The sequence below is a fragment of the Shewanella chilikensis genome, from assembly GCF_002836945.1.
Taxonomy (GTDB): Bacteria; Pseudomonadota; Gammaproteobacteria; order Enterobacterales; family Shewanellaceae; genus Shewanella; species Shewanella chilikensis.
In genome coordinates this window covers 117929-139684 of the sequence record NZ_NIJM01000001.1, presented here as the reverse complement: position 1 = coordinate 139684, position 21756 = coordinate 117929, and the positions used below count along the sequence as shown (strand labels likewise).

The window sequence follows — 21756 nt, the reverse complement described above, 5'->3', positions numbered from 1 at the left end:
AGCTGACCTGAATAGAATCCCTGGGGTGAGTCTACCCCAGGGACAGCGGAATGTCATTTTGACATTATTTTTCAGTGCGAGTGGCTAGTGACTGGTAGCAATGGCCAAGCGTTTGGCCTTGACCGCCTGTCGCAACAATCCCAAGAGGAAGGCGCCCAGCAATAAACCGCCGACGGAGAAGATGATGTCACCAAACATCCGCATCCATACCAGGCGTTCTACCAGCGGGCTGTGGATCACCTCTGCCGAGCGGGCAAACCAGTAGCCATGATCCAGCACGGCGAAGAACTGCACTATGCCCACCGGCAGCAATGACAGGAACAACATGGCGGCCAGCCCCAGATTCAGGCTCCAGAATGCCCCCTTGAGCCACTTGTCTTCCCAGCGCAGTTTACCGGCAAGTCCCGACAGGCAGAACAACATCAGGCCTATCCCCAGCATGCCGTAGACTCCCATAAAGGCGCCGTGGGCGTGGGTGGCCGTGGTATTCAGCCCTTGAATGTAATAGAGGGCAATCGGTGGATTGATCAGGAAGCCCAGTACACCGGCGCCCACCAGATTCCAGAAAGCGGTGGCAACAAAGAACATGATGGCCCAGTGATAGCGTTGCATCCAGGGAGCGGCCCGGCGCAGGCGATAGCTTTCTACCGCTTCAAAACCGATAAGGGCCAGAGGCACCACTTCCAGCGCCGAGAAGATAGCGCCCCAGGCGATGACCGAAGTGGGTGTGCCGGTGAAATAGAGGTGATGCAGTGTGCCTATCAGGCCCCCGGTCAGGAAGATCAGGGTAGAGAAGAGTACCGCACTATTGGCACTGCGGGCACGGATCAGGCCAAGACGCACAAACATCAGGGCGATAACCGAGGTAGCAAAGGTTTCAAAGAAGCCTTCAACCCACAGATGTACTACCCACCAACGCCAGTATTCGGCGATGGCAAGGTTAGTGTGCTTGCCCATAAACAGCCCGGCACCATAGAAGAGGCCGATGGCAACACAGGAGGCATAGAGCACCCAGAGCACAGGTTTTAGCTCAGACTCCTGTTTCAGGGCGGGCAACATGGCGCGGCTCACCAGCGCCAGCCAGATCATCAATCCGGCCAACAGCAGCAGTTGCCACACCCGGCCGAGATCTATGTATTCATATCCCTGGTGACCGAAGAGGAAGTTGTTGTCCAGTGAGAAATATTGCTGTACCCCCAGCCATTCACCGGCCATGGAGCCCAGCACCACTACCAGCAGAGCGACCCACAATAGGTTGACACCGAAGCGTTGATATTTGGGCTCGTGGCCGGAAAGCGCCGGCGCGATATAGAGTCCGGTACCGAGCCAGGCCGTCGCTATCCAGAATACAGCCAGTTGAGTATGCCAGGTGCGGGTCACTGAATAGGGCAGGATCTCACTCAAGGGAAAACCGTAAAACTCCTGGCCTTCAACCGCATAGTGCGCCGTGACGCCACCTAGCAGTATCTGCAGCAGAAATAGGCCGATAGCGGTAATGAAATATTTACCTGTGGCCTTTTGTGACGGTGTGGGTTTGTGTCTGAACAGGGGATCTTTTGTGGCGGGAGCCGGCAGGGCTTCATGTTTGCCGGCTGCGTGATACCAAACCAGGGCACCGATACCGGCCAGCAGAGTCACTATGCTCAGAATCGACCAGACGATATTGTCTGAGGTCGGTGTGTTACCCAGTTGCGGATCGTAGGGCCAATTGTTGGTGTAGGTGTAATTGGCATCCGGGCGTTCGGTCACTGCGGCCCAAGCGCCCCAAAACAGGAAGGCATTGAGCTGTTGACGGCGCTCGGCAGATCCTATGGTATTGGTTTTCATCGCATAGGCTTCCCGTAGCTCATTCAACGCGGGATCGTCACCGAACAAAGATTGATAGTGCTGACTCACTTGCGCCATGGCGGCGATACGGGTGTCGGAAAGCATTACCCGTGTGTGACCTCTCTCGTCTGTAGTGACAGTGTTATGGCGCAAATCATCCCTTAAAGCTTGCTCCAATGCGGCCTGAGTACTCTTGTCCAGGCTATTGAAAGGTTTGTTGTATGTCTCCTTGGCGCGAATATCCAGCCAGGCTTCGGCCTCACGGTGTAGCCAGTCTGCAGTCCAATCCGGAGCCACATAAGCACCATGGCCCCAGACGGAGCCAAGTTGATGCCCGCCCATGGAGCGCCAAACCAACTGCCCTTGTTCTATATCCTTGCCGCTGAAAACCACTTGGCCCTGGCTGTCGCTATAGGTATCGGCAATCGGTGGTTTTTCCCGATAGATTTCACTGCCGATACTGAGAAGCACAGTGAAAGAAGCGACCAACACAAGTAACAGTGCGATCAGGGTGAATTTTTGTCTGCTCATTGGCATCCCTCTGACAAAGTCTATTTGATAGGTTTCCTTCCATAGAGCAGCTAACGTGCCAACTTTTATTCTTGTTTTTAATCAGTGTATTACTTATTTGTGTGCTTTTGATACTGTCATTTTGATTGTGTTTAATGTGTCCTTTTAACATTAATTGTTGTCATTGTGACACTGACTGTTTACCAGAAAGCTATAACTGATATCTTGACGAGAATTCTTGGATTTCAAATTCTTTAGTTAATTGAAAAAATAGGTTTTTTTTCATTAATTTGAGTTTATGTTTCTTTGGGTGCGCATTTGATGTTTTATGGGTAAATATTCTATTTTTTAATGGGTTACCTGGCTTCTTTTTCTGGTTTTTTTCGCTAAAAGCAAAAATAAGTCAACTGTTTCTACTGAAAAATAACCCTAATTAATGATATAATCCCGCCTGTAACCCACGTGTTTTCCGGAGTCTCGTTAGAGCCAGGTTTCTCTTTTATTAGCTTCCCCGCATTTTCAACTGGAGGGTCATTTGAACGCAGATATCATCAACAGCTTTTTCCTTGTCGGGGCCTTGCTTGTCGCAGTCAGCGTACTGCTCAGCCCAGTATCGTCGCGACTCGGTATTCCTATTTTGGTGGTATTTCTCGCTGTGGGTATCTTTGCCGGTGAAGATGGTCCCGGCGGCATAGTATTCAACGACTATTCAGTTGCTTATTTGGTTAGTAACCTGGCGCTGGCGGTTATTCTGCTTGATGGTGGCATGCGTACCCGGGTTGCCAGTTTCAGGGTGGCATTGTGGCCGGCCTTGTCCTTGGCCACTTTTGGGGTGGCGTTAACCACCACGCTGACAGGTTTGTTGGCTGCCTGGCTGTTCGATCTCAACTTACTTCAGGGCATGTTGGTGGGGGCTATTGTCGGCTCGACCGATGCTGCGGCGGTATTTAGCCTGCTGAAAGGCAAAAACGTGAATGAGCGTGTCGGTTCGACACTGGAAATTGAATCTGGCTGTAACGACCCCATGGCCGTGTTTTTGACCGTGACTCTGATTGCCATTCTTGGCAGCAGTGGCGATGAACTCTCGGGCAGCTATCTGGCACTGAGCTTTATCAAACAGTTTGGCCTTGGCGGGATCCTCGGTGTCGGCGGCGGTTGGCTACTGTGGCAGGTTATCAATCGCAATCAATTGCCCGAAGGCCTCTACTCCATTTTGGTGCTAAGTGGCGGACTGATGATCTTCGCCATCTCTAATGCCCTGGGAGGCAGTGGTATTCTGTCTATCTATCTGGTGGGACTGTTTCTCGGTAATAAGGCGACCCGTGGCAAACACTCGATTCTCAACGTGCTCGATGGTATGACTTGGCTCAGTCAGATAGGCATGTTCCTGGTACTGGGACTCTTGCTGACGCCATCGGATCTGAAAGATATCGCCTTACCGGGTTTGGCACTGGCCTTTGGGATGATCTTTCTGGCGCGGCCGATTGCGGTTTGGCTCAGTTTGCTACCGTTTCGCAGCTTCCATGATAGAGACAGATGGTTTATCTCCTGGGTTGGGCTGCGCGGCGCAGTACCCATTATTCTCGCGGTATTTCCCATGATGGCGGGGCTGCCACAGGCGCAGCTTTACTTCAACCTGGCCTTCTTCGTGGTGATGGTTTCCTTGCTGCTGCAGGGCAGTACCTTGTCCAAGGCGGCGCAACTGGCCAAGGTGGAGTTGCCCCCCAAACCGGCACCTATTTCCCGCGCCGGGGTGGAAATTTATCCCACCAGTGAATGGGAGATATTTGTCTATCGCCTCAGTGAAAACAAATGGTGTATCGGTGAACCTCTGAGGCGCCTTGCCATGCCGGCGGGAACCCGGATTGCCGCCGTATTTCGCAATAACGAACTGTTGCACCCTTCGGGGAGTACCAGGCTGATGGCCGATGATATTCTTTGTGTGCTGGGGCAAGAGGACGATTTGGAGCCTCTGAGTCAGCTGTTCAGTGAGGCGCCAGAAAAACGCGAGGCGCCCCGCTTCTTTGGTGACTTCTTTATTTCTGTGGATGTGATGCTGGCCGACATGGCACCAATTTACGGCATGCAGCTGGAACCCGAATATGAGCAGCTGCGGGTTGCCGACTTACTGCAGCAGCAACTTGGCAGTCACCCTGTGGTGGGGGATCAATTCCTCTGGCAAGGGCTGGACTGGATAGTCGCCGAGGTGCAGGAAGGGACAGTCAGCCGGGTTGGTTTGAGATTGCCCTCTGAAGACTGAAAAAAGCGAAGAACGAAGAAATGCCGACCTTGAGTCGGCATTTTTACGGCTACTTTCTCAATAGAGTGAGGGATCGCTCTCATTGGGGCGGGTCTTGAACCTGCGATGCAGCCACATGTACTGCGCCGGATTACGGCTGATCAACTGCTCGACAATGCCGTTACCGCGTTTGGCGTCTTCCACCTCATTTTCGCCGGGGAAGTTATCCAGCGGCGCCTGTATCTCTATGTTGTAACCCGTATCGTCGGCGTTACGCTCGACAAAGAAGGGCAGCACTTTGGCTTTACCCAGTTTGGCCAAGGTGGTGCCGCCGGTAATGGTGGCGGCATCGGGAACGGCGAATAAGGGGATAAAGACGGCACTGGAGCGGCCAAAGTCCTGATCTGCTGTATACCAGATGACATCAGGGTTACGCAGGCAACGCACCATCTGCCTGAGATCCCGCTTGGGAACCAGCGCTTTGTTTGAACGCAAACGGCCCTTTACCTGCAGGTATTCCATTACAGGGTTGTTATGGGGGCGGTACACACCAACCCCGGGCTGAAATTGGCCGAATATTCTTGCGCCCATCTCCAGCGGCAAGCAGTGAACCGCAAACAGAATAACCCCCTGACCGGCTGCCAGTGTCTGCTCTACATGCTCCTGACCCTTTATCTGCATGTGCTTTTGCACCTTGTCATTGTTCCACCACCAGGCATTGATGGTATCGAAAATCGCCTTGCCTGTTTCCTGGAAATTACGTCTTAGCAGCGTCTCTCGCTCGGCCTCACTCATTTGTGGAAAACACAGCTCAAGGTTACGCCTGGCGGTGTTGACCCGGCTTCCGGCCAGCTTCATTGCCAGAAGGCCAAAGGTGCTGCCAAGCTTCATTTGCCATTTAAGTGGCAGCAGGAGAGTCAGCCTGGCCAGGCCGACAGCAAACCACAGCAACCAGAATTTAGGATGATACAAGTGAGTGGAAAATTGCGCTTTCTCTACCAAAACGATAAACCCGTTTACTGGAAAAATTACCGCATATTCTAACCCAATTTATTGTGAAAATTAGGTACAATTAGGGTTTATTTGGCCCGAAGAAGACAAGTTCGTTATGAAGGTAACTCTGCCCCCATTTGAAAAAGCCAAGGTTCTGGTCATTGGTGATGTAATGCTTGACCGATACTGGGGTGGCTCAACCGGTCGCATTTCACCCGAGGCGCCTGTACCTGTGGTGCGAATCAATCAGATAGAGGATAGGCCCGGCGGTGCTGCCAACGTGGCACTAAATATCGCGGCGCTGGGCGGTTCGGTGCAACTGGCCGGTATTGTCGGTGCCGATGAGGCCGCAGCTGCCCTGCATATGGGCATCAGCACCTTAGGCGTGGAACCCAAGTGGCTGACAGTCGAAAACAAACCCACGATCACTAAGCTGCGAGTGCTGAGCTGCAATCAACAGCTTATCCGCTTGGATTTTGAAGAGACCTTTGCCCGGGAACAGAGCCAGGCGTTATTGGCGCAGAGCGAGGCCTTGCTGGATGATTGCAAGGTACTGGTATTGTCTGACTACGCTAAAGGGGCCATCGACCAACCTCAGGCCTTTATTGCCAAGGCCAGAGCCAAGGGGATCTGTGTCTTGGTGGATCCCAAGGGCAGTGATTTCGGTCGTTATGCCGGAGCCAGCCTGATCACCCCCAATATGAATGAGTTTGAGGCTGTAGTGGGCACTGTCAGCTCTGAGGCCGATCTGGTGGCCAAGGCGCAGGCCTTGATTAGTGAGCATCAACTGGGGGCGATTCTGGTGACTCGTTCGGAGAAGGGCATGACACTTATCACCAGTGAAGGAGATGAGTTGCATATCCCGACTATGGCCAGGGAAGTTTATGATGTGACCGGTGCCGGAGATACAGTGATCTCGGCGCTTGCCACAGCTTTGGCTGCAGGCAGCGACCTGCCGCAAGCTTGCGCCATTGCCAATAGCGCCGCCGGTGTGGTGGTTGGCAAGCTGGGGACTTCCACCGTCAGTCGTATTGAACTCATCGAGGCCCTGGCTCAGCATCAGGGAGAGTCGGGCTTTGGGGTGGTCAGCGAAGATCAACTGCTGTACGCCATTCAGCAAGCCAAGCTCAGAGGTGAGCGGGTGGTGATGACCAATGGTTGCTTTGACATACTCCATGCCGGGCACGTCAGTTACCTTAAAGAAGCCAGGGCCTTGGGTGATAGATTGATAGTAGCGGTTAATGACGACGCTTCGGTAAAACGGCTCAAGGGTGAAGGACGTCCGGTCAATAGTCTTGAGCGGCGAATGGCAGTACTGGCGGGGCTGGCTTCTGTCGATTGGGTGGTGCCTTTCAGCGAAGATACGCCGCAGCGGGTGATCGCCAGATTGTTGCCGGATCTCCTGGTCAAGGGGGGCGACTACCGGGTAGAAGAGATTGCCGGCGGTGAAGAAGTGATCGCTGCCGGTGGCAGTGTTAAGGTGCTGGGATTCGAAGATGGTATCTCCACCACTGCCATTATTCAGAATATTATGACCAAGTCCTGATGTTGATGGCGGCGTTGCTATCGGGAAGCTTGTTTTGGACCGATGTGGGTCCGAAACAGGCTTTGATATGTCCGCCATCTGAATTACCTCAGTGTTTGCAGCAACTCCCCGATAGGGTCAAGCAACAATTGCCTCTGTCTCAACAAGCTTTCTTCGATGCTTTGGGGAGGAGAGGTGCCATGTCTCTGCCTGTCGAAGATGACAGAATTGCCGGCATGGTTCTCTGGGCACCGCAATATATCCCTCAAAGTCAAAGTGCTATCTGGAATGGTCAAAATCATGAACTGCCGTTGCAGCATCAGCCGCAATTAACTCTCTGGCATGAGTTGGGGCATTTGGAAGTAAAGCGCCTGCAAGGAAATGTTCTGCCTGCCGAGTTGTCTGAACTGGACCATGAGTGGCTGGCTGATACTTATCTCGCTTGGCGTTGTGCTAAAGAATGGAACAGTCTGGAACTTGTTTGGCAACAATACCATCGTCGCAACCTGGCCGTCATTTCTGATATCGGCAATTTGTCACACTGGAGCCCCCTTTACCTGATACAAGTGTTAAGAAGATATGATCAAAAGAAAATCGCAGGATTTGCTGATTTTACAACATTTGTGCTCGATTTTTATCCGGTTATCAGTAGTTATTCTCAGGACGAAGTGGCGGAATTTTCCAGCTTACTGCAACATCTTTTTTCTCGAAATCGTCGGCAAGCCCTTCCAGGCTATATGTTTTGGCGTCGTGAGCAGTTGGGTAGAGTGTTGCAACCCACCTTGGAACAGCTGTTAGGAACCGAAAGCGCCAATTTTTTGTTGTTTAAAGAAGGCATGTTGCAATAATGTGAAAAATAAGCTCTTTTTTTAGTTTTCTTAGCTGAACCTTTGCTGAACAAAAGTGAAAAACACTGTTAACCTCCCTCTTTTCGGCAGTATTCTCTTTAGCCCTTTGATAAGCTCGTTTGCAATAAAAACAACAGGGATAAGAGGCAAACAAGAATGGCCAAGCGTTCAAAGGCTCAGACTGAGCTGACTATCAATCAGATTATGGACGAAGCTCTCAAACAGATCTTAACTATTGGCTTTGAGGCTATGTCTTATACAACACTTTCTGAAGCAACGGGGATTAGCCGCACGGGAATTAGTCATCATTTTCCGCGCAAAATTGATTTTTTAACAAGATTAGATGTGCGTATTGGCCGATTGTTTCTGGCCGCTCTGGATTTTTCCAGTGTTGAAGCGCTCGAACATTCCTGGATGCAGGCGCTGCAACAAGCAGAGCATAGGGCGGTATTGAGGCTTTTCTTTAGTCTTTGTGGATACAATAATCCAGAGATCACTCTGTTTCGTGCCGTAGCTATGGCCAGAGAAAACGCTCAGATAGAGCTGGGGGATAAGGGTGACCAGATGATCAACGATCTCCTGGGGCGCAGTGCTGTTATGTTATTGTCCGACCCGGGTATCTCTTACGCTGCTTAAAATCCCGATTAAGCGACTCCCATTCAAGCGATTCATAGAGATAATTGAGACAGCAGGCTTAGGCCTGCTGTTTTACTTGGACGCTCTGTATATTAAGGCCAGCTGTCGCTGCGAAAAGCAGCGCCGTACACAGCAACTCTTTATTATCAAAGGCAACTTATATCAGAGCTGGCGGGTATAGGCCTGGCAGATATTCTGCTCACCTGTCTGCTTGGCTCGTTTCAGTGCCACTTCTGCATTGCCGAGGAATTGCTCCAGACTCTGGCCCGGTAGATAGGCGGCTATACCTATGCTGATCCCTTCGGCCAAGCCATTTTCACTTAGGCTGGCCAGAGCCTTGACCGCATAGTGGTGCGCCTGGTTGGCATCGGTTTCCGGCAATATGATAATGAGTTTTCCCAACTGCCAGTGGGACATTTGATAGCTGTTGGGCAGATCCCTGAGTAGTTGCATCTCCACCTCGTGTTGGCGGTTTTCCAACTGGCCTATATCACTCATATGGCTGAGCATGCCCTCGGGGCTTATGTCCATCAGAAGCAGACTGGCCTGTAGTTTTTCATCTTCGGACATGGACTTGAAGTAGCGATCCAGATCTCTGAGATTCACCAGGATGGTACTGCGGTGCGGCACCAGATCGCCACTGGCTTCAACTTTATTTCTCGGGGTTGCCTGTTCCAGGGTGCATATCAGATACTCAATCTCGCCGTCTTGATCCAGATAGCCCTTGAGCGTGGCCTGCAGGCAACTGCCATGACGCTGGGTACAAAGGATCTGCCCCTGCCACTGGCCTTGCATACTCACCAATTGGCTTATTCTTTGCCATTGGTTGCCAAGATCGTTTTCCAGTAGAGCCGCCAGACTATGGCTGATATCGCCATTGAGCTGCATCAGCTTATCGAAGGCGTCGTTAACTTTGAGCAACTGCCCCGACGGCGTGGTCAAGGCGGTAGCAACATTGCTGCCGGTCAACAGCTTGCTGAGGAAGGCTTCCTGTTGGGCTTGTTTGAGTTCGCCGATATCCTCAAAGGTAATCAGTAGATAAGTCTGTCGGCTGGCATAGTAACGGCGGATATGCAGTCTGAGTTGGGCGTTGTCCAGAGACTCTAGTTGCACCTCGCCACGCCACTCTCCGATATCTGCAAGTTGCTGTTTTATTGATGCGTAGAGCTCATCCTCCAACTGCAGGATCCGCTGCAAACTGCGATCCGGCAGCTCATCTTGTTCGAGTTGCAGAATACGGGCAGCAGTGGCGTTGGCGCTGACGATACGGCCACTAGGGTTGACCAGTACACAACCCAGGTTGGAGCGGAACAGGCCACGGGCCAACTCGATGCTGTTTTGTCTGGCACGCTGTTCGAGGCGGAACATATGGGTCAGCAGAATAACCGCGGTCGCCAGAATGGTCAGTATGGCGGCACAAGCCAACAACATATTGCGCCATTGGAAAAAGCGCGAAGCGATATCGTGATTGCGGATATAGGAAAGCAGCAGATATTCACGCTTGGCATCATTGGGCGAGGCCAACTGCAATTTGAGGTAGACGAAGGTGGCGTCTTCACCGTGGAATTGGCCAAAGTTGCTTGCGGCCATCTTGCTCCATAGTGCCGGGTAGCTCTGTCTTATGCTGCTGCCCATGGTTTCCGGTAACCTTGCCAAGGGCTCCAGATCCGATGCTCCGGCATAGAGCAGGCCTTGATTGTCAAACAGCAATAGCGGCGAGGCATTGCTGGAGAAAGCCGGTTTTATCGCCTGCAGCATTTGCAACATGGAGTTGTAGGTGACCAGATAACCGCGCACAGTCTGATCTTGAGTTTCCAGTCGGGCGACTTGATATATGTAAGGTTCGAGACGCCCGCTAATCGGGGCAAACTCCAATGCCGAGGTATAAATATCCTGGCTTCCGAGGTTATGCTTGTTACCCAAGAGTGCCGGCGGCATAGACATGCCGCCGAAGGTATTACTGGTAGCGATACGAAACTTGCCATCGGCATCAAACAGGGCCAGATCCAGTAGCTCTGGGGTGCTACGCTTCAGGCTGTCCCAGCTCGTCAATAGACGCTGATATTCCTTGTGTCCCGGATTATCCAGGTACTGGCGTAGATACTCGGACTTGGCAAACATCTGGGTGCGAAACTGTTGGAAGGAGATTTTATCGGCCAGCAGGGCGCCGACGGTTTGCAGCTCGCTGTATCTTTGTACCGCCCATTCCTCCTGCAGACGTCGTTCGCCTAAGGTGATTAACACATTGGTAATAAGTATCACAGTGATCACCAGCATGCTCAGCTGACTGGCAACGGCCAGCAAGCGCTGCTGGGACCAGTGAATACCCTGAGCCGAGATAAGCAAAGGCGTGTCTTTGAGTCCGGTATTCTTTTTGAACATGGAACTGTGCTGGCTCCAGAGTGAAAAATTGCGCTCATGTTAACACGAAATAACCCGGCGGGCATCGACGGTGACTGAGTGCTCACCGAGCGGTTAACAATGGGGCCAAGCAAGGCGCAAATCAGTTATGTGACGGTTTTGACCGGGGTTATGGCATCATCGGCTGGATTCAGCGGTTAAATTATCCCAGCTGCCCGAGGATCCTGTGCTTGAATTGACAACCGGCGTCTTCCACTAGTTTGCGACAGGCGTCGATATCCACCCCTTCCAGGCCATCGAGTGCCGATACCTGCACCTGCTTGATGTAACGGGGCGCTTCGCGGATAAAGGCGTTGACCGCATCCCAGGAACCCGCCAGCCGTGGGCGACAGTGTTTAATATAGCCTGTCTCTGTGTCGGCATTGAGTGAGATCGACAGGGCATCGACGCACTCGGCCAGCTCAGGCAATATGTTGCGCCTGTGAAACAGGTTACCGAGGCCATCGGTATTGACTCTAACCTTACCACCGCGGCGTTTTATTTCGCGGGCCACTTCCAGCAAGGTGTCGAGATTGAGTGTCGGTTCACCGTAGCCGCAGAACACATATTCATCGAAACGGGTTACCTCGCCGAGTAGCGGAATGATATCGCTGCCGCGGGGGCGGACCTTGAGATCCAGCTGATACTCATGAATACTCTTGCTGCCGTTGTGCTTGGGGCAGAAGCGACATCTCAAGGTGCAGCGGCCGGTAATATTCAGATAGCGGCTGTTGCGTATGTCATAGACGAGTGTGGGTTGGTTTTGGGCTGTGCTGCTCATAACGACTCAATAGGGCATGCAGGATATATCTTTGAGTCTAACCAAGAATCCTTGTTGAAAATGCTAGCAGGATCAGAAAACCCCTACTTGGGGCCTGTATTGGTCGGCTTGATATGAATTTGTTGCCTGATAAGGGAAGGGAGCCTTTGGGCTCCCTTAAATAACTTACTCAGTGTTGCGATTCATTTAACTGGGCCTCAGCCTCTTTAGGACGCCACCACCAGTGGTACAGGGCCCGGCTCTTGTGGGTCAGATCATCGAGAATGATATAGAGCATGGGTACCAGGATCAGGGTCACCAAGGTGGAGAACAGAATACCGAACGCCAGAGAGGTGGCCATGGGGATCACTATCTGTGCCTGCAGGCTGCGCTCCATTATGATGGGCACCAGGCCGACGAAAGTGGTCAGCGAGGTGAGGATAATCGCCCGGAAACGATAACACCCCGAATCTATGGCCGCCTTGACCACTGACTGACCCTGCTCACGGGCGCGGTTGACGAAGTCTACCAAAATCAATGAATCATTCACTACCACCCCTGCCAGAGCAACTATGCCGCAGAGACTGAGAATGCTCATGGACAGCCCCAGAATAAAGTGGCCAAAAAGTGCGCCTATCATACCGAAGGGGATCACCGACATGATGATCAGCGGCTGGCTGTAGGACTTGAGCGGAATGGCCATCAAGGCATAGATGGTAAATATCGCGAAGAAGAAGCCTTGCAGCAAGCCGACCATAGCCGCCTGTTCATCCTGGCTGGCACCGTCGAGGCTGGCGGAAATATGGGAATATTTACGCTCGAGCTCAGGCATAAACTTCTCCTGGATCTCCTGCACCACCTTGGAGGGCTCCACTTTATCCTTGTTGGCGTTGGCGGTTACGGTAATCGCCCTGCGACCATCCACCCGGGTTATGGAAGAGTAAGATTCCCCCAGTTCGAGTTCGGCCACGGTAGAGAAGGGCACCGCCATGCCATTTGGCGTGCGGATCATCATGTTCTCCAGATGGCCTATGGTGCGGCGCTGTTCCAGCGGATAACGCACCATCACCTTGACCTCTTCCTTGTTGCGTAAAATTCGTTGCGCCTCATAACCATAGAAGCCATAACGCACCTGGCGTGCCAGATCCGATAACGTCAGCCCAAGCGCCTCGGCCTCGGGACGAATTTTGAGGCGAATTTCATGGCTGCCGGAGGAGAAATTATCGGCAATATCATAAACGCCTTCATAACTGGCAAGCTTCTGCTTTAGTTCTTTGGCGGCTGCTGACAATTGTTCCAGATCGGTGGAGGTAAAGCGAAAAGAGATATCGCCGCCGGCATCATTGGTGCTGGCATTGATATTGAGTTTCTTCACCGCCACCAAGTCCGGCAGCTGTTTGCGCCAGGCCTCGGCTATAGTCACGCCGTCCACTTCCCTGTCTTCACCCTTGGTCAGCTCGGCAAAGATAAATGCCGAGGTGCGGCTGCTCATATTGATAAAGCTGTGCTTCACCACAGGGTAGCCGATTTCGGATTCCATCTGCTGGTTCATGGTATAGAGGGCATTTTCAATTTTCTGCACCACATCCAGGGTGTTGAGCTCTGAACTGCCTTCATCCATTTCCAGATTGACCTGGATAAAGTCGGATGGAATATCCGGGAAGAACACCCAGCGCACCTTGCCACTGGTGACCATGGCGACCGACAGAATAAGCACGCCGATAAAGCCCGCCACCAGGGTATATCTGTGGGGGATCATCCGCTCCATAAAGTTGCGGTAACTGTGGTGGATAAAATGCTGCACTTTTTCGTTGAAGGCGCGCTTGAAGCGGCCAAATGGCCCAGGGTTGGGATTGGGTTTGCTGGGCTTCATGTGCGCCAGGTGCGCCGGCAGAATGAACTTGGACTCTACCAGTGAAAAGGCCAGGCAGAGGATCACTATCATGCCGATGGATTTCCAGATGATCCCCATGGGACCGGGCACCATCAACATGGGGATAAAAGCGGCGATAGTGGTCAACACTCCGAAAGTGGCGGGCATGGCGACCTTCTTGGCGCCGCGGATCACATTGGTGATCGAGTGGCCGTGACGCTCGACCTCGGTATGGGCACTCTCGCCTATGACTATCGCATCATCCACCACTATCCCCAGCACCAAAATAAAGGCGAACAGGGTCAACATGTTGATAGACAAGCCAAAAGGTTCCATCGGCATCAGCGCCATGGCGCCGAGGAAGCACACAGGCAGCCCCAGCATAACCCAGAAGGCCAGTTTCAGATCCAGGAACAGTGCCAGGATAATGAACACCAACAAGGCACCCATAAACATGTTGGACAGCATCATGTTGAGGCGGCCCTTGAGATAGTGGGTTAGGTCACCCCAGTAGTCCAGTTTGGCACCACTGGGCAGAGTGGCCTGACGCTCGGCAATAAAACCTTTGACCTGATCGGCAATCGTCAAGGCGTTTTGATCGTCTATGCTGGTGATCTCTATGATGGCCGCTGGCATGCCGTCGAAGCGGGTGTACTCGAGCCGCTCCTCAAAGTCATCCTTGATCTCGGCCACCATGGGCAGCATTACCCGGCTACCATCGGCGCGGGTACTGACCACTATGTTGGCAAAGTCATCTCCCGTGTAGGCCTGGCCCTTGGTACGCAAAAGTATGTCACCGTCCTGAGCCCGAATTGAGCCACCGGGCAGATCTATCGAAGTGTTCTGCACTGCCTGCGCCACCTGAGTGAAGGTGAGGCCGTACTCTCTGAGCTTATCTTCCGAGACTTCGATACCGATTTCATAGTCGCGTACCCCGGTCACTTCGGCGCGGGTCACCGCTGGCAGGTTGGTGATCTCATCACGGATCTCCTTGGCCAGCTCTTTCATATCGTGCAGTGTCATGTCGCCATAGACAGACACCCAAATGACGTTGTTTTCTGGCTTGATCCTGAAAATATCCGGTTTTTCGATATTGGCCGGGAAGGTGGCGATGGCATCGACTCTGAGTTTGGCCTCATCCAGTACTTCTTTGGCATCATAGCCGTCTTCCACCTCTATGGTGACAGAGCCCACGCCTTCACTGGCAACCGAGGTGACTTTCTTGATGCCGCTGATGTCCTGAATCGCCTCTTCAATCTTGATGGTGATCCCTTCTTCAATCTCCTGCGGCGCCGCGCCGGGGTAGGCGACCGAGATCCGCAAATAGTTGAGTTCGAAGCTGGGAAACACCTCTTTATTGATCAGAAAGGCACTGAATATCCCGCCAATCAGCAAAACCCACATCAAGAGGTTGGCGGCGACATTGTTGCGGGTAAACCAGGCAATGATCCCTTTTTCTTGCTCCATCAGAGTTCACCCGCCGCAGCCAGGTGCTGCTCCTGAGTGTCACTATCTTCACTGTGGGAAGCGTCTTTGTCCTTGTCATTGGCGACACGAACCAATTGACCATTGGTCATATTGTTAAGGTTGGTCTTGGAAACCCGTTCGCCGTCTTTGAGGCTGTCCTTGATGTAGACATACTCAAGATCGGTACGCACCACGTTGACCTGACGCATCTCTATCTTGTTGTCCTTGTCTATTACGGCTACATGTTGATTACGCACCATATACCTTGGCAGTTTCACCAGACCATCCACTGTGCGGCCCTTGATCACGGCGTTGACAAAACTGCCGAATTTCAGTGGCAACTGGCCGCTCTGTTTCTGCTTTCGCAGATAAGGGTCCTGCACTTCGGCCACAAGATAGACCATGCGGTTGTCCGGATCTATCACCCCTTCACTGCGTACTACCTTACCGGTCCAGGTCACGGTTTTTCCCGCTAAGGCGGCGCTCAGGGTCACCTGAGTATCAGGGTTATCTACTGATTCCAGATAGGCCAGATCTTTGTTGGTCAGTGGCAGGCGTACTTCGGCCACAGCCGTGTCGTAAAGTTCTCCCAGGTTACTGCCTATGGAAACGTACTGCCCCAAATCGACACTGCGGGCACGCACTATGGCATCGAAAGGGGCTCGGATAACGGTGCGTTCCAAGTTGCGTTTGGCTCTGGCAAGTGCCGCTTCGGCATACTTGACGTTGGCTTGCTCTTTCTTCAACTGAGGAACCCGCAAGCCAAGCTCGGGTGGCATGCCATTGTCATAACCGCTGAATTCTATCTTGGCGACTTCGCCGCGGGCAATTTCTTCATCCAGTGCTGCCTTGGCCTGGGCCAGAGTCGCCTGGGCTTGCATCAGGTCGGCCTCATAATCAGAGGGTTCTATCGTTGCCAGTTCATCGCCCTGGTGCACCACACCACCGGCCACAAAGGCCGGGGCTATGCTGAGGATGCGGCCCTGAACTTCGCTGACCAGCTGGGTCTTATTCTTGGGGGTCACAGTGCCGTAGGAGGGCAGGTTGAGTGACATTGTCTGCTGTTCGACCTGAGTCACATCGACCACAGGCAGCGGGATCTCTTCCGCTTTTTGTTCCGGCTCCTGCTTGGTCATCATCAGGAGTTCGGCGCCAATTATGGCGACCGCTATGATGAGCAGTGGTGCTATTCTTCGGAAAAATGTCTTCATAATCTTCTGCATATCCATGCTTGCGGCTTGATCTGAGCCTAAATTACCAGACAAGCAACGGCCAATAAATGTGTTTTTGTAAATAAAATGTGTCAAAAGCTGTTGGTGGCGAGAAGGCTGTGAGGCAGGTAACAAAAAAGGACCCTAGGGTCCTTTTTGGCGATAGCTTAAGCCGAAGCTTATGGTGTTCTTGCAAAAGACTTAGTCCATTTGCCGCGAACCATGCCTTGTACTCAGGTCTGTAAGTCTAAGCAGAGAACCCATGGGGCTTGTTCGCCCCTTGCTTATTTCTTCTTCTTTTTCTTGCCGTTCTTGGTGCTGGTATCCTTGGTTTTGACCTTTTTCTTGGTCGGCACCTTGGCTTCTTTGTGCTTGGGACGCAGCTCTTCGATGATCCGCCGTTTCAGCTTCTGCTCAATATAGCGCTCAATCTTGTTGAGGATCCGCATATCATGGGCTTCCACCAGAGAGATGGCTGTACCCTTGGCGCCGGCGCGGCCGGTACGGCCAATCCTGTGCACATAGGCGTCGGCAGAGCGGGGCATATCATAGTTGATCACATGGGTAATGCCTTCGATATCTATGCCGCGGGCAGCGACGTCAGTAGCCAGCAGTACCTTGACTTCCCCCTTGGTGAAACGCCCCAGCGCCTGGAAACGCTTTTTCTGCTCCATATCGCCGCGCATAAAGGCGGCGGGGATCCCGGCTTGCAGCAACAAACCTTCCAGGCTGCTGACCACTTCGCGGGTCTTGCAAAAGACGATGGCGCGCTTGGTTTCTTCCTGATTGAGCAGGTGGCACAAGAGAGCAAACTTGTGCTCTTTGTTGTCGGCCAGGTGGATCCATTGATGGATTTTGGCCTTTTCGCTGCGTGGCGGTTCGGCTTCCACCAATACAGGATCATTGAGCAGCTCGCCGGCAAAACGGCGCACGCCGCTGCCTTCCAGTGTGGCGGAGAACAGCATATTCTGCTTACGCCCCTGCGCTTCTATGGCTAGGGTCTGCACCACCTGAGAGAAGCCCATATCCAGCATGCGGTCGGCTTCATCTATGATAAGCAGTTCCACTTCGGTGGCTTCAAACTTACGCTTCTCCAAGTATTCGAGCAGACGGCCCGGAGTCGCTACCAGAATATCCAGATTACCGGCCAGGGCTTCTTCCTGCGGGGCGTATGGAACGCCGCCTGTGATGATGCCAATCTCCAGCCCAAGTCCGGTTGCCAGATGGCAGGCGTATCTGTGTACCTGACTGGCCAGCTCGCGGGTCGGAGTCAGCACCAGTACTCTGGCCTGGCCAGGACGACGGCGAGGGAAGTCAATCAGGTGTTGCAGTGCCGGCAGCAGGAAACTGGCGGTCTTACCTGTGCCGGTTGGGGCGTGGGCAAGAATATCCCGCTGCTCCAGCGCCAAAGGCAGAGCCAATTGTTGAATACTGGTCGGTGTCTTGTGGCCCATGGCTTTTAGCGAATCCAAAAGCCTATGGTCCAGATCAAAATCTTCAAATAGCATGGGAAGCATCTCAAACAATAATGCGCGGGAGTATACCTTGTCTGGGTTGCCGTGCACAGCTTGTGGTCTGGGAACTTGCGAATAAGTCCCTTTGCTGCAAGCAATGGTTTAGAGTTTCAGGTAAAAATCCCGAGTCAGTTGTACCATGGCCTCTGAATAACGGCCATCGGCTTCTCTGATATAGAGAGCTGAGTGGGCTTCCTGCGCGGCAACTGCTTCCCCTTTCTTGACATGCTCAAGCAGTAACAGCTGTCGGTTACAGGGCTTTTGAGGCGTGCTGCTGACACTGACCCGTGCGGCCAGTCGCAAACCTTGCTCAATTGCGGCGCGTTTAAATCTGTCCAAGCTCTGGATTGGCAGAATAAGACTCGCCTGTCCCTGTGGTTTTAACAACTGCTTTATCGCCAGACACAGCTCGTCAAAGCTCAGATGCTCCGTATGTCTCGCTGTGGCTCGTTTGGGGTCATCCGAGCGCGGGCCGGTTTCGAAATAGGGCGGGTTACAGAGAATATGGTCGAACAGCGTTGAGTCAGCCAAGGTATGCTCATGGCAATAGGCCTGAATTGAGCCTTGATACAGAGCGAGTCTGCTCGACCAGGGTGAAGCTTTGAAGTTGGTATTGCTGGCATGGGCTGCGCTGCAGTCGAGCTCAACCGCCAGTATTTCGGCCTCACTGCGCTGCGCCGCCATTAGACTCAGCAAGCCGCTGCCAGCCCCTATATCCAGTACTCGTTTGGCCCCGGTTAAGGGCGCCCAGGCGCCCAAGAGCACCCCATCAGTACTGACCGGCATACCGCAGCCGTGATCTTCGATATGAAATGCCTTGAAACTGAATGCCATTAACTGCCCAACCTCCCAAGCAAAATGCTTGGCGCTGATTTTATCCCGAAAGAGTCGTGATTCGCCAAGGCTTTGCCATAGCTTTGTTTCGCTGGAGTTCATACTTTGGCAGGGGATGCTGCTCACTTTAGGTTAGTGATGTCGGGCGAGTGTGAAAGGTCGTACCAGCAGGGAGGTTGGGCCGCCAGTAAATGTTTGCAAAATGCTATGTCTGTTGCCTCGTTTGGGGCAGGGTGTGACCTTGAACAACTTTTTTTCATCCTGAGATTTGCATCTGTTGTGTTTTTGGTCGGCTATCGGGGCGTGTTATTGCGTACTTTGGTTAGGTCTGGTATTAGTGTTTCCCCTTAATTCGCGGCATTCTGCGAATTAGATCAAGGTAAAACAGTTTTAGGATAAGCAAAGCAGCGAAAACCCCTGCCAATTGTTCATAAACTCGCCAAGAATGGGCCGAATTTACCACGGATGCCTGTAATAAAGGCTTTACACTCGAATAGGGCGAGCGCGGCGGCTGTTATTTCAGCTATAGCTAAAAATGTCGCAATCACTTAAGTTTATTAAAAAAACATAACAAGATGGGGCATACAGTGCACAAGACTCAATTGACACTTGGTGACACCCTGGGCCTGGGATTCATGACCTTTGCGTTTTTCCTCGGGGCGGGCAACCTGATTTTTCCTCCTTTTGCCGGACAACTGGCAGGCGATAATATGCCACTGGCCATGATTGGCTTTTTGATTACCGCAGTGGGGTTACCGCTGGCCGGTTTGATTGCTGTGGCCAAGGCGCAGGGCAAGGTGATGAAGCTGTTACCAGCTTTTGCCGCGACAGCTCTGGCGGTGGCAATTTATATCATTATTGGCCCAGCCTTCGCGGCGCCTCGTACTGGCCTGGTGGCCTATGAGATTGGTGCGCTGCCTTTTATTCAAGACCCTGCATCGGTAGTCAATATTTTGGGGCTGGAACTGAATAAGCCACAGCTATTCTATACTCTGGGATTTTTTGTGGTGACCATGCTGCTGGCACTGTTTCCCGGCAAACTGATGGATAGTATAGGTAAGGTGTTGACACCTGTGCTGATTCTGCTGTTGGTGGGTTTGGCTGTCTCGGTGATCTTGCTGCCCGGCAGTGAAGTACCGGCAGCCAGCGGCGACTATATCAAGCACCCGCTGACCAAAGGCATTATCGAAGGCTACAACACCATGGACACTCTGGCGTCTTTGATGTTCGGTATGCTGATCATCGATATTTTGCGTAACAAAGGGGTGTCTGAGCCAGGCTTGCAGACTCGCTATCTGGTACGCGCCGCCTTGGTAGCCGCTGCCGGTCTGGCATTTGTGTATGTGTCGCTGTTCTTTCTCGGGGCAACCGCCGGCGATATGGCCAAGGGCGCCGAAAGTGGTGGCCAGATCCTCACCAACTATGTAACTCATGAGTTCGGTGATATGGGTATTATCCTGCTGTCCACTGTGGTTACTTTGGCCTGTTTGACCACGGCTGTGGGGTTGGTGAGTGCCTGCTCCGACTTTTTCCAAGAGTTGATCCCGGGCGCCACTTATCGTTTTCTGGTGGTGCTGTTCAGCGTCATCTGTGCCGTGGTGGCCAACGTAGGCCTGACTCAACTGCTGGCTATCAGTATTCCTGTGCTGATGACCATCTACCCTGTGGCGATAGCTTTGGTGTTGGTGACCTTCCTGACACCGTATTTCCGCAATCCGAAGTTTGCCCACAGACTGGCACTGTCGGTGGCCCTGTTCTTCGGTATTTTTGATGCCCTAAAGGTGACTGTGGCTTCACTCAAGCCGCTGACTGAAGTTGCCGAACCCAATGGTTTGCTGTTGGCCTTTGTGTCCGGGGTGGAAAGCCTGGCTCCTGTGATGTCTACTTTGCCGCTTTACGAAGAGGGCATGGCTTGGCTACCGCCAACCCTGACAGTGATGATTATCTGTCTGTTTGTTAGCCCCAAAGCGGCGCAAACGGCCTGAGGAAGGTATTTTCTCACAGTTTGCATCTATGCTCTGCATTGGCTTATCGGCCTGATGTAACATAGTTTGCAGCAAATGACTTAAGTCCTTTCCTGAGTGACTGGAGTCCATTTCGAGACGGCGTTATCCTTGATGACGCCGTTTTTTATTGGAGTATTGTTTGTGGCCGCGACTTCTTCATCCGCTTATGTCCAGGATCCCTTGATTGAAGGTTTTCTCGATGACATCTGGTCCAGTAAGGGCCTGAGCGACAACACCCTGGCGGCCTATCGCAATGACCTGCGCCATTTTGATCAGTACCTGCAGGGAAGAGGGCTGACGCTCAGCGCTGCCGGGCGTGAAGTGGTGCAGGATTATCTCGGTTTTCGATTCGATAAAGGGGGAGCCGAGAGTAGCAGCGCCAGGTTAAAGAGTAGCTTGCGACGCTTTTACGGCTTTTTGCTGCGTCGGCAACTGATAACGGAAGATCCCATGGCGCGTATCGCCTCCACCAAGCTCAAGCGCAAACTGCCCGGCAGTCTCAGCGAGGCCGAGGTGGATGCCCTGCTGGCAGAGCCCATACGGGAAGATCCGGTCGAAGCCAGAGATAAGGCGATGCTGGAGCTGTTATACGCCACCGGGCTCAGGGTCAGTGAATTGGTGGGATTGACGCTGGAGCAGATGAGTCTGCGTCAGGGGCTGGTACGGATCACGGGTAAAGGAGGCAAGGAGCGCTTGGTGCCCATGGGCGAGGTGGCCGTCAGCGAAATCGAGTCTTTCCTCAAGCTGGCGCGCGCCGAGCTGCTCGGCGGTAAACAGAGTGATGTGGTGTTTCCCTCCAAACGCGCCCAGATGATGACCCGCCAGACTTTCTGGCACAGGATCAAGCTCTATGCATTGCGAGCCGGTATCAGCACAGAGCTGTCGCCCCATACCCTGAGACACGCCTTTGCCACCCATTTGCTCAACCATGGCGCCGACTTGCGGGTAGTGCAGTTGCTGCTGGGGCACAGCTCCTTGTCCACCACCCAAATCTATACCCATGTGGCCAATGCCAGGTTGCAGTCGCTGCATCAACAGCATCATCCAAGAGGTTGAACAGGTTCCCCCCTATCAGCAAGCTATTCACTCACTTGGCTTTAACGCTAATGCCTG

At 52.8% G+C, this 21756-nt stretch carries 14 protein-coding genes; 6 read left to right on the top strand and 8 right to left on the bottom strand.

The genetic code is table 11. The annotated features are described in order from the left end of the window. Window positions 1-84: 84 nt before the first annotated feature. A complete protein-coding gene (locus tag CX651_RS00605; RefSeq protein ID WP_101052639.1) occupies window positions 85-2358 on the bottom strand; it encodes a nitric-oxide reductase large subunit in 2274 nt (757 codons plus the stop codon). 514 nt (window positions 2359-2872) lie between these two features. On the opposite strand from CX651_RS00605, the gene CX651_RS00600 reads away from it, so the two are divergent. Further along, window positions 2873-4597, top strand: coding sequence for a potassium/proton antiporter (locus CX651_RS00600; RefSeq protein ID WP_101052637.1), 1725 nt, complete (start codon window positions 2873-2875; stop codon window positions 4595-4597). A gap of 57 nt (window positions 4598-4654) precedes the next feature. On the opposite strand, the gene lpxL is transcribed toward CX651_RS00600, so the two are convergent. Further along, window positions 4655-5578 carry an LpxL/LpxP family Kdo(2)-lipid IV(A) lauroyl/palmitoleoyl acyltransferase gene (gene lpxL, locus CX651_RS00595; RefSeq protein WP_101052635.1) on the bottom strand — a complete coding sequence of 308 codons (924 nt, stop codon included), beginning with the start codon at window positions 5576-5578 and terminating at the stop codon, window positions 4655-4657. A gap of 106 nt (window positions 5579-5684) precedes the next feature. Here lpxL and hldE point away from each other — a divergent pair, with 106 nt between their 5' ends. The 3 genes from hldE to CX651_RS00580 all read left to right on the top strand — a co-directional run bounded on the left by hldE (window position 5685) and on the right by CX651_RS00580 (window position 8578). Next, window positions 5685-7115, top strand: coding sequence for a bifunctional D-glycero-beta-D-manno-heptose-7-phosphate kinase/D-glycero-beta-D-manno-heptose 1-phosphate adenylyltransferase HldE (gene hldE / locus CX651_RS00590; protein ID WP_101052633.1), 1431 nt, complete (start codon window positions 5685-5687; stop codon window positions 7113-7115). A 179-nt stretch (window positions 7116-7294) separates the two neighbouring features. After that, window positions 7295-7942, top strand: a complete 648-nt coding sequence (locus tag CX651_RS00585; RefSeq protein ID WP_226563771.1) for a hypothetical protein — start codon at window positions 7295-7297, stop codon at window positions 7940-7942. A 156-nt stretch (window positions 7943-8098) separates the two neighbouring features. Then, window positions 8099-8578 (top strand): TetR family transcriptional regulator, encoded by a 480-nt coding sequence (locus CX651_RS00580; RefSeq protein WP_101052629.1) that lies wholly within the window; start codon window positions 8099-8101, stop codon window positions 8576-8578. A 162-nt stretch (window positions 8579-8740) separates the two neighbouring features. On the opposite strand, the gene CX651_RS00575 is transcribed toward CX651_RS00580, so the two are convergent. The 6 genes from CX651_RS00575 to CX651_RS00550 all read right to left on the bottom strand — a co-directional run bounded on the left by CX651_RS00575 (window position 8741) and on the right by CX651_RS00550 (window position 18637). Beyond that, the gene (locus CX651_RS00575) at window positions 8741-10960 is read right to left on the bottom strand and encodes a PAS domain-containing protein (protein ID WP_101052627.1); all 2220 of its coding nucleotides are present in this window, start codon (window positions 10958-10960) and stop codon (window positions 8741-8743) included. A 181-nt stretch (window positions 10961-11141) separates the two neighbouring features. Beyond that, window positions 11142-11759, bottom strand: a complete 618-nt coding sequence (locus CX651_RS00570) for a TatD family nuclease-associated radical SAM protein (protein WP_101052624.1) — start codon at window positions 11757-11759, stop codon at window positions 11142-11144. A gap of 169 nt (window positions 11760-11928) precedes the next feature. Then, window positions 11929-15078, bottom strand: coding sequence for an efflux RND transporter permease subunit (locus tag CX651_RS00565; RefSeq protein WP_101052621.1), 3150 nt, complete (start codon window positions 15076-15078; stop codon window positions 11929-11931). Next, the gene (locus CX651_RS00560; protein WP_101052700.1) at window positions 15078-16292 is read right to left on the bottom strand and encodes an efflux RND transporter periplasmic adaptor subunit; all 1215 of its coding nucleotides are present in this window, start codon (window positions 16290-16292) and stop codon (window positions 15078-15080) included. The genes CX651_RS00565 and CX651_RS00560 overlap by 1 nt, the downstream gene beginning before the upstream one ends. Window positions 16293-16573: 281 nt before the next feature. Next, the gene (srmB, locus tag CX651_RS00555; protein WP_101052619.1) at window positions 16574-17797 is read right to left on the bottom strand and encodes an ATP-dependent RNA helicase SrmB; all 1224 of its coding nucleotides are present in this window, start codon (window positions 17795-17797) and stop codon (window positions 16574-16576) included. Between the two features lie 108 nt (window positions 17798-17905). Beyond that, window positions 17906-18637, bottom strand: a complete 732-nt coding sequence (locus tag CX651_RS00550) for a tRNA1(Val) (adenine(37)-N6)-methyltransferase (RefSeq protein ID WP_101052698.1) — start codon at window positions 18635-18637, stop codon at window positions 17906-17908. 575 nt (window positions 18638-19212) lie between these two features. Here CX651_RS00550 and brnQ point away from each other — a divergent pair. Together brnQ and xerD are read left to right on the top strand one after the other, a co-directional pair. Next, the gene (gene brnQ, locus CX651_RS00545; RefSeq protein ID WP_101052617.1) at window positions 19213-20622 is read left to right on the top strand and encodes a branched-chain amino acid transport system II carrier protein; all 1410 of its coding nucleotides are present in this window, start codon (window positions 19213-19215) and stop codon (window positions 20620-20622) included. Between the two features lie 132 nt (window positions 20623-20754). Continuing rightward, entirely contained in the window at window positions 20755-21699 is a 945-nt protein-coding gene (gene xerD, locus CX651_RS00540; RefSeq protein WP_101052614.1) for a site-specific tyrosine recombinase XerD, read from the top strand. Window positions 21700-21756: the final 57 nt, after the last annotated feature.

What these genes read in the sequence shown, in the direction of transcription:
- CX651_RS00605 (WP_101052639.1), bottom strand. Translation starts at nt 2,358, where the DNA reads ATGAGCAGACAAAAATTCACCCTGATCGCACTGTTACTTGTGTTGGTC.
- hldE (WP_101052633.1), top strand. Translation starts at nt 5,685, where the DNA reads ATGAAGGTAACTCTGCCCCCATTTGAAAAAGCCAAGGTTCTGGTCATT.
- CX651_RS00570 (WP_101052624.1), bottom strand. Translation starts at nt 11,759, where the DNA reads ATGAGCAGCACAGCCCAAAACCAACCCACACTCGTCTATGACATACGC.
- CX651_RS00585 (WP_226563771.1), top strand. Translation starts at nt 7,295, where the DNA reads ATGTCTCTGCCTGTCGAAGATGACAGAATTGCCGGCATGGTTCTCTGG.
- srmB (WP_101052619.1), bottom strand. Translation starts at nt 17,797, where the DNA reads ATGCTATTTGAAGATTTTGATCTGGACCATAGGCTTTTGGATTCGCTA.
- CX651_RS00565 (WP_101052621.1), bottom strand. Translation starts at nt 15,078, where the DNA reads ATGGAGCAAGAAAAAGGGATCATTGCCTGGTTTACCCGCAACAATGTC.
- xerD (WP_101052614.1), top strand. Translation starts at nt 20,755, where the DNA reads ATGACGCCGTTTTTTATTGGAGTATTGTTTGTGGCCGCGACTTCTTCA.
- CX651_RS00575 (WP_101052627.1), bottom strand. Translation starts at nt 10,960, where the DNA reads ATGTTCAAAAAGAATACCGGACTCAAAGACACGCCTTTGCTTATCTCG.
- CX651_RS00580 (WP_101052629.1), top strand. Translation starts at nt 8,099, where the DNA reads ATGGCCAAGCGTTCAAAGGCTCAGACTGAGCTGACTATCAATCAGATT.
- CX651_RS00550 (WP_101052698.1), bottom strand. Translation starts at nt 18,637, where the DNA reads ATGGCATTCAGTTTCAAGGCATTTCATATCGAAGATCACGGCTGCGGT.
- brnQ (WP_101052617.1), top strand. Translation starts at nt 19,213, where the DNA reads ATGGGGCATACAGTGCACAAGACTCAATTGACACTTGGTGACACCCTG.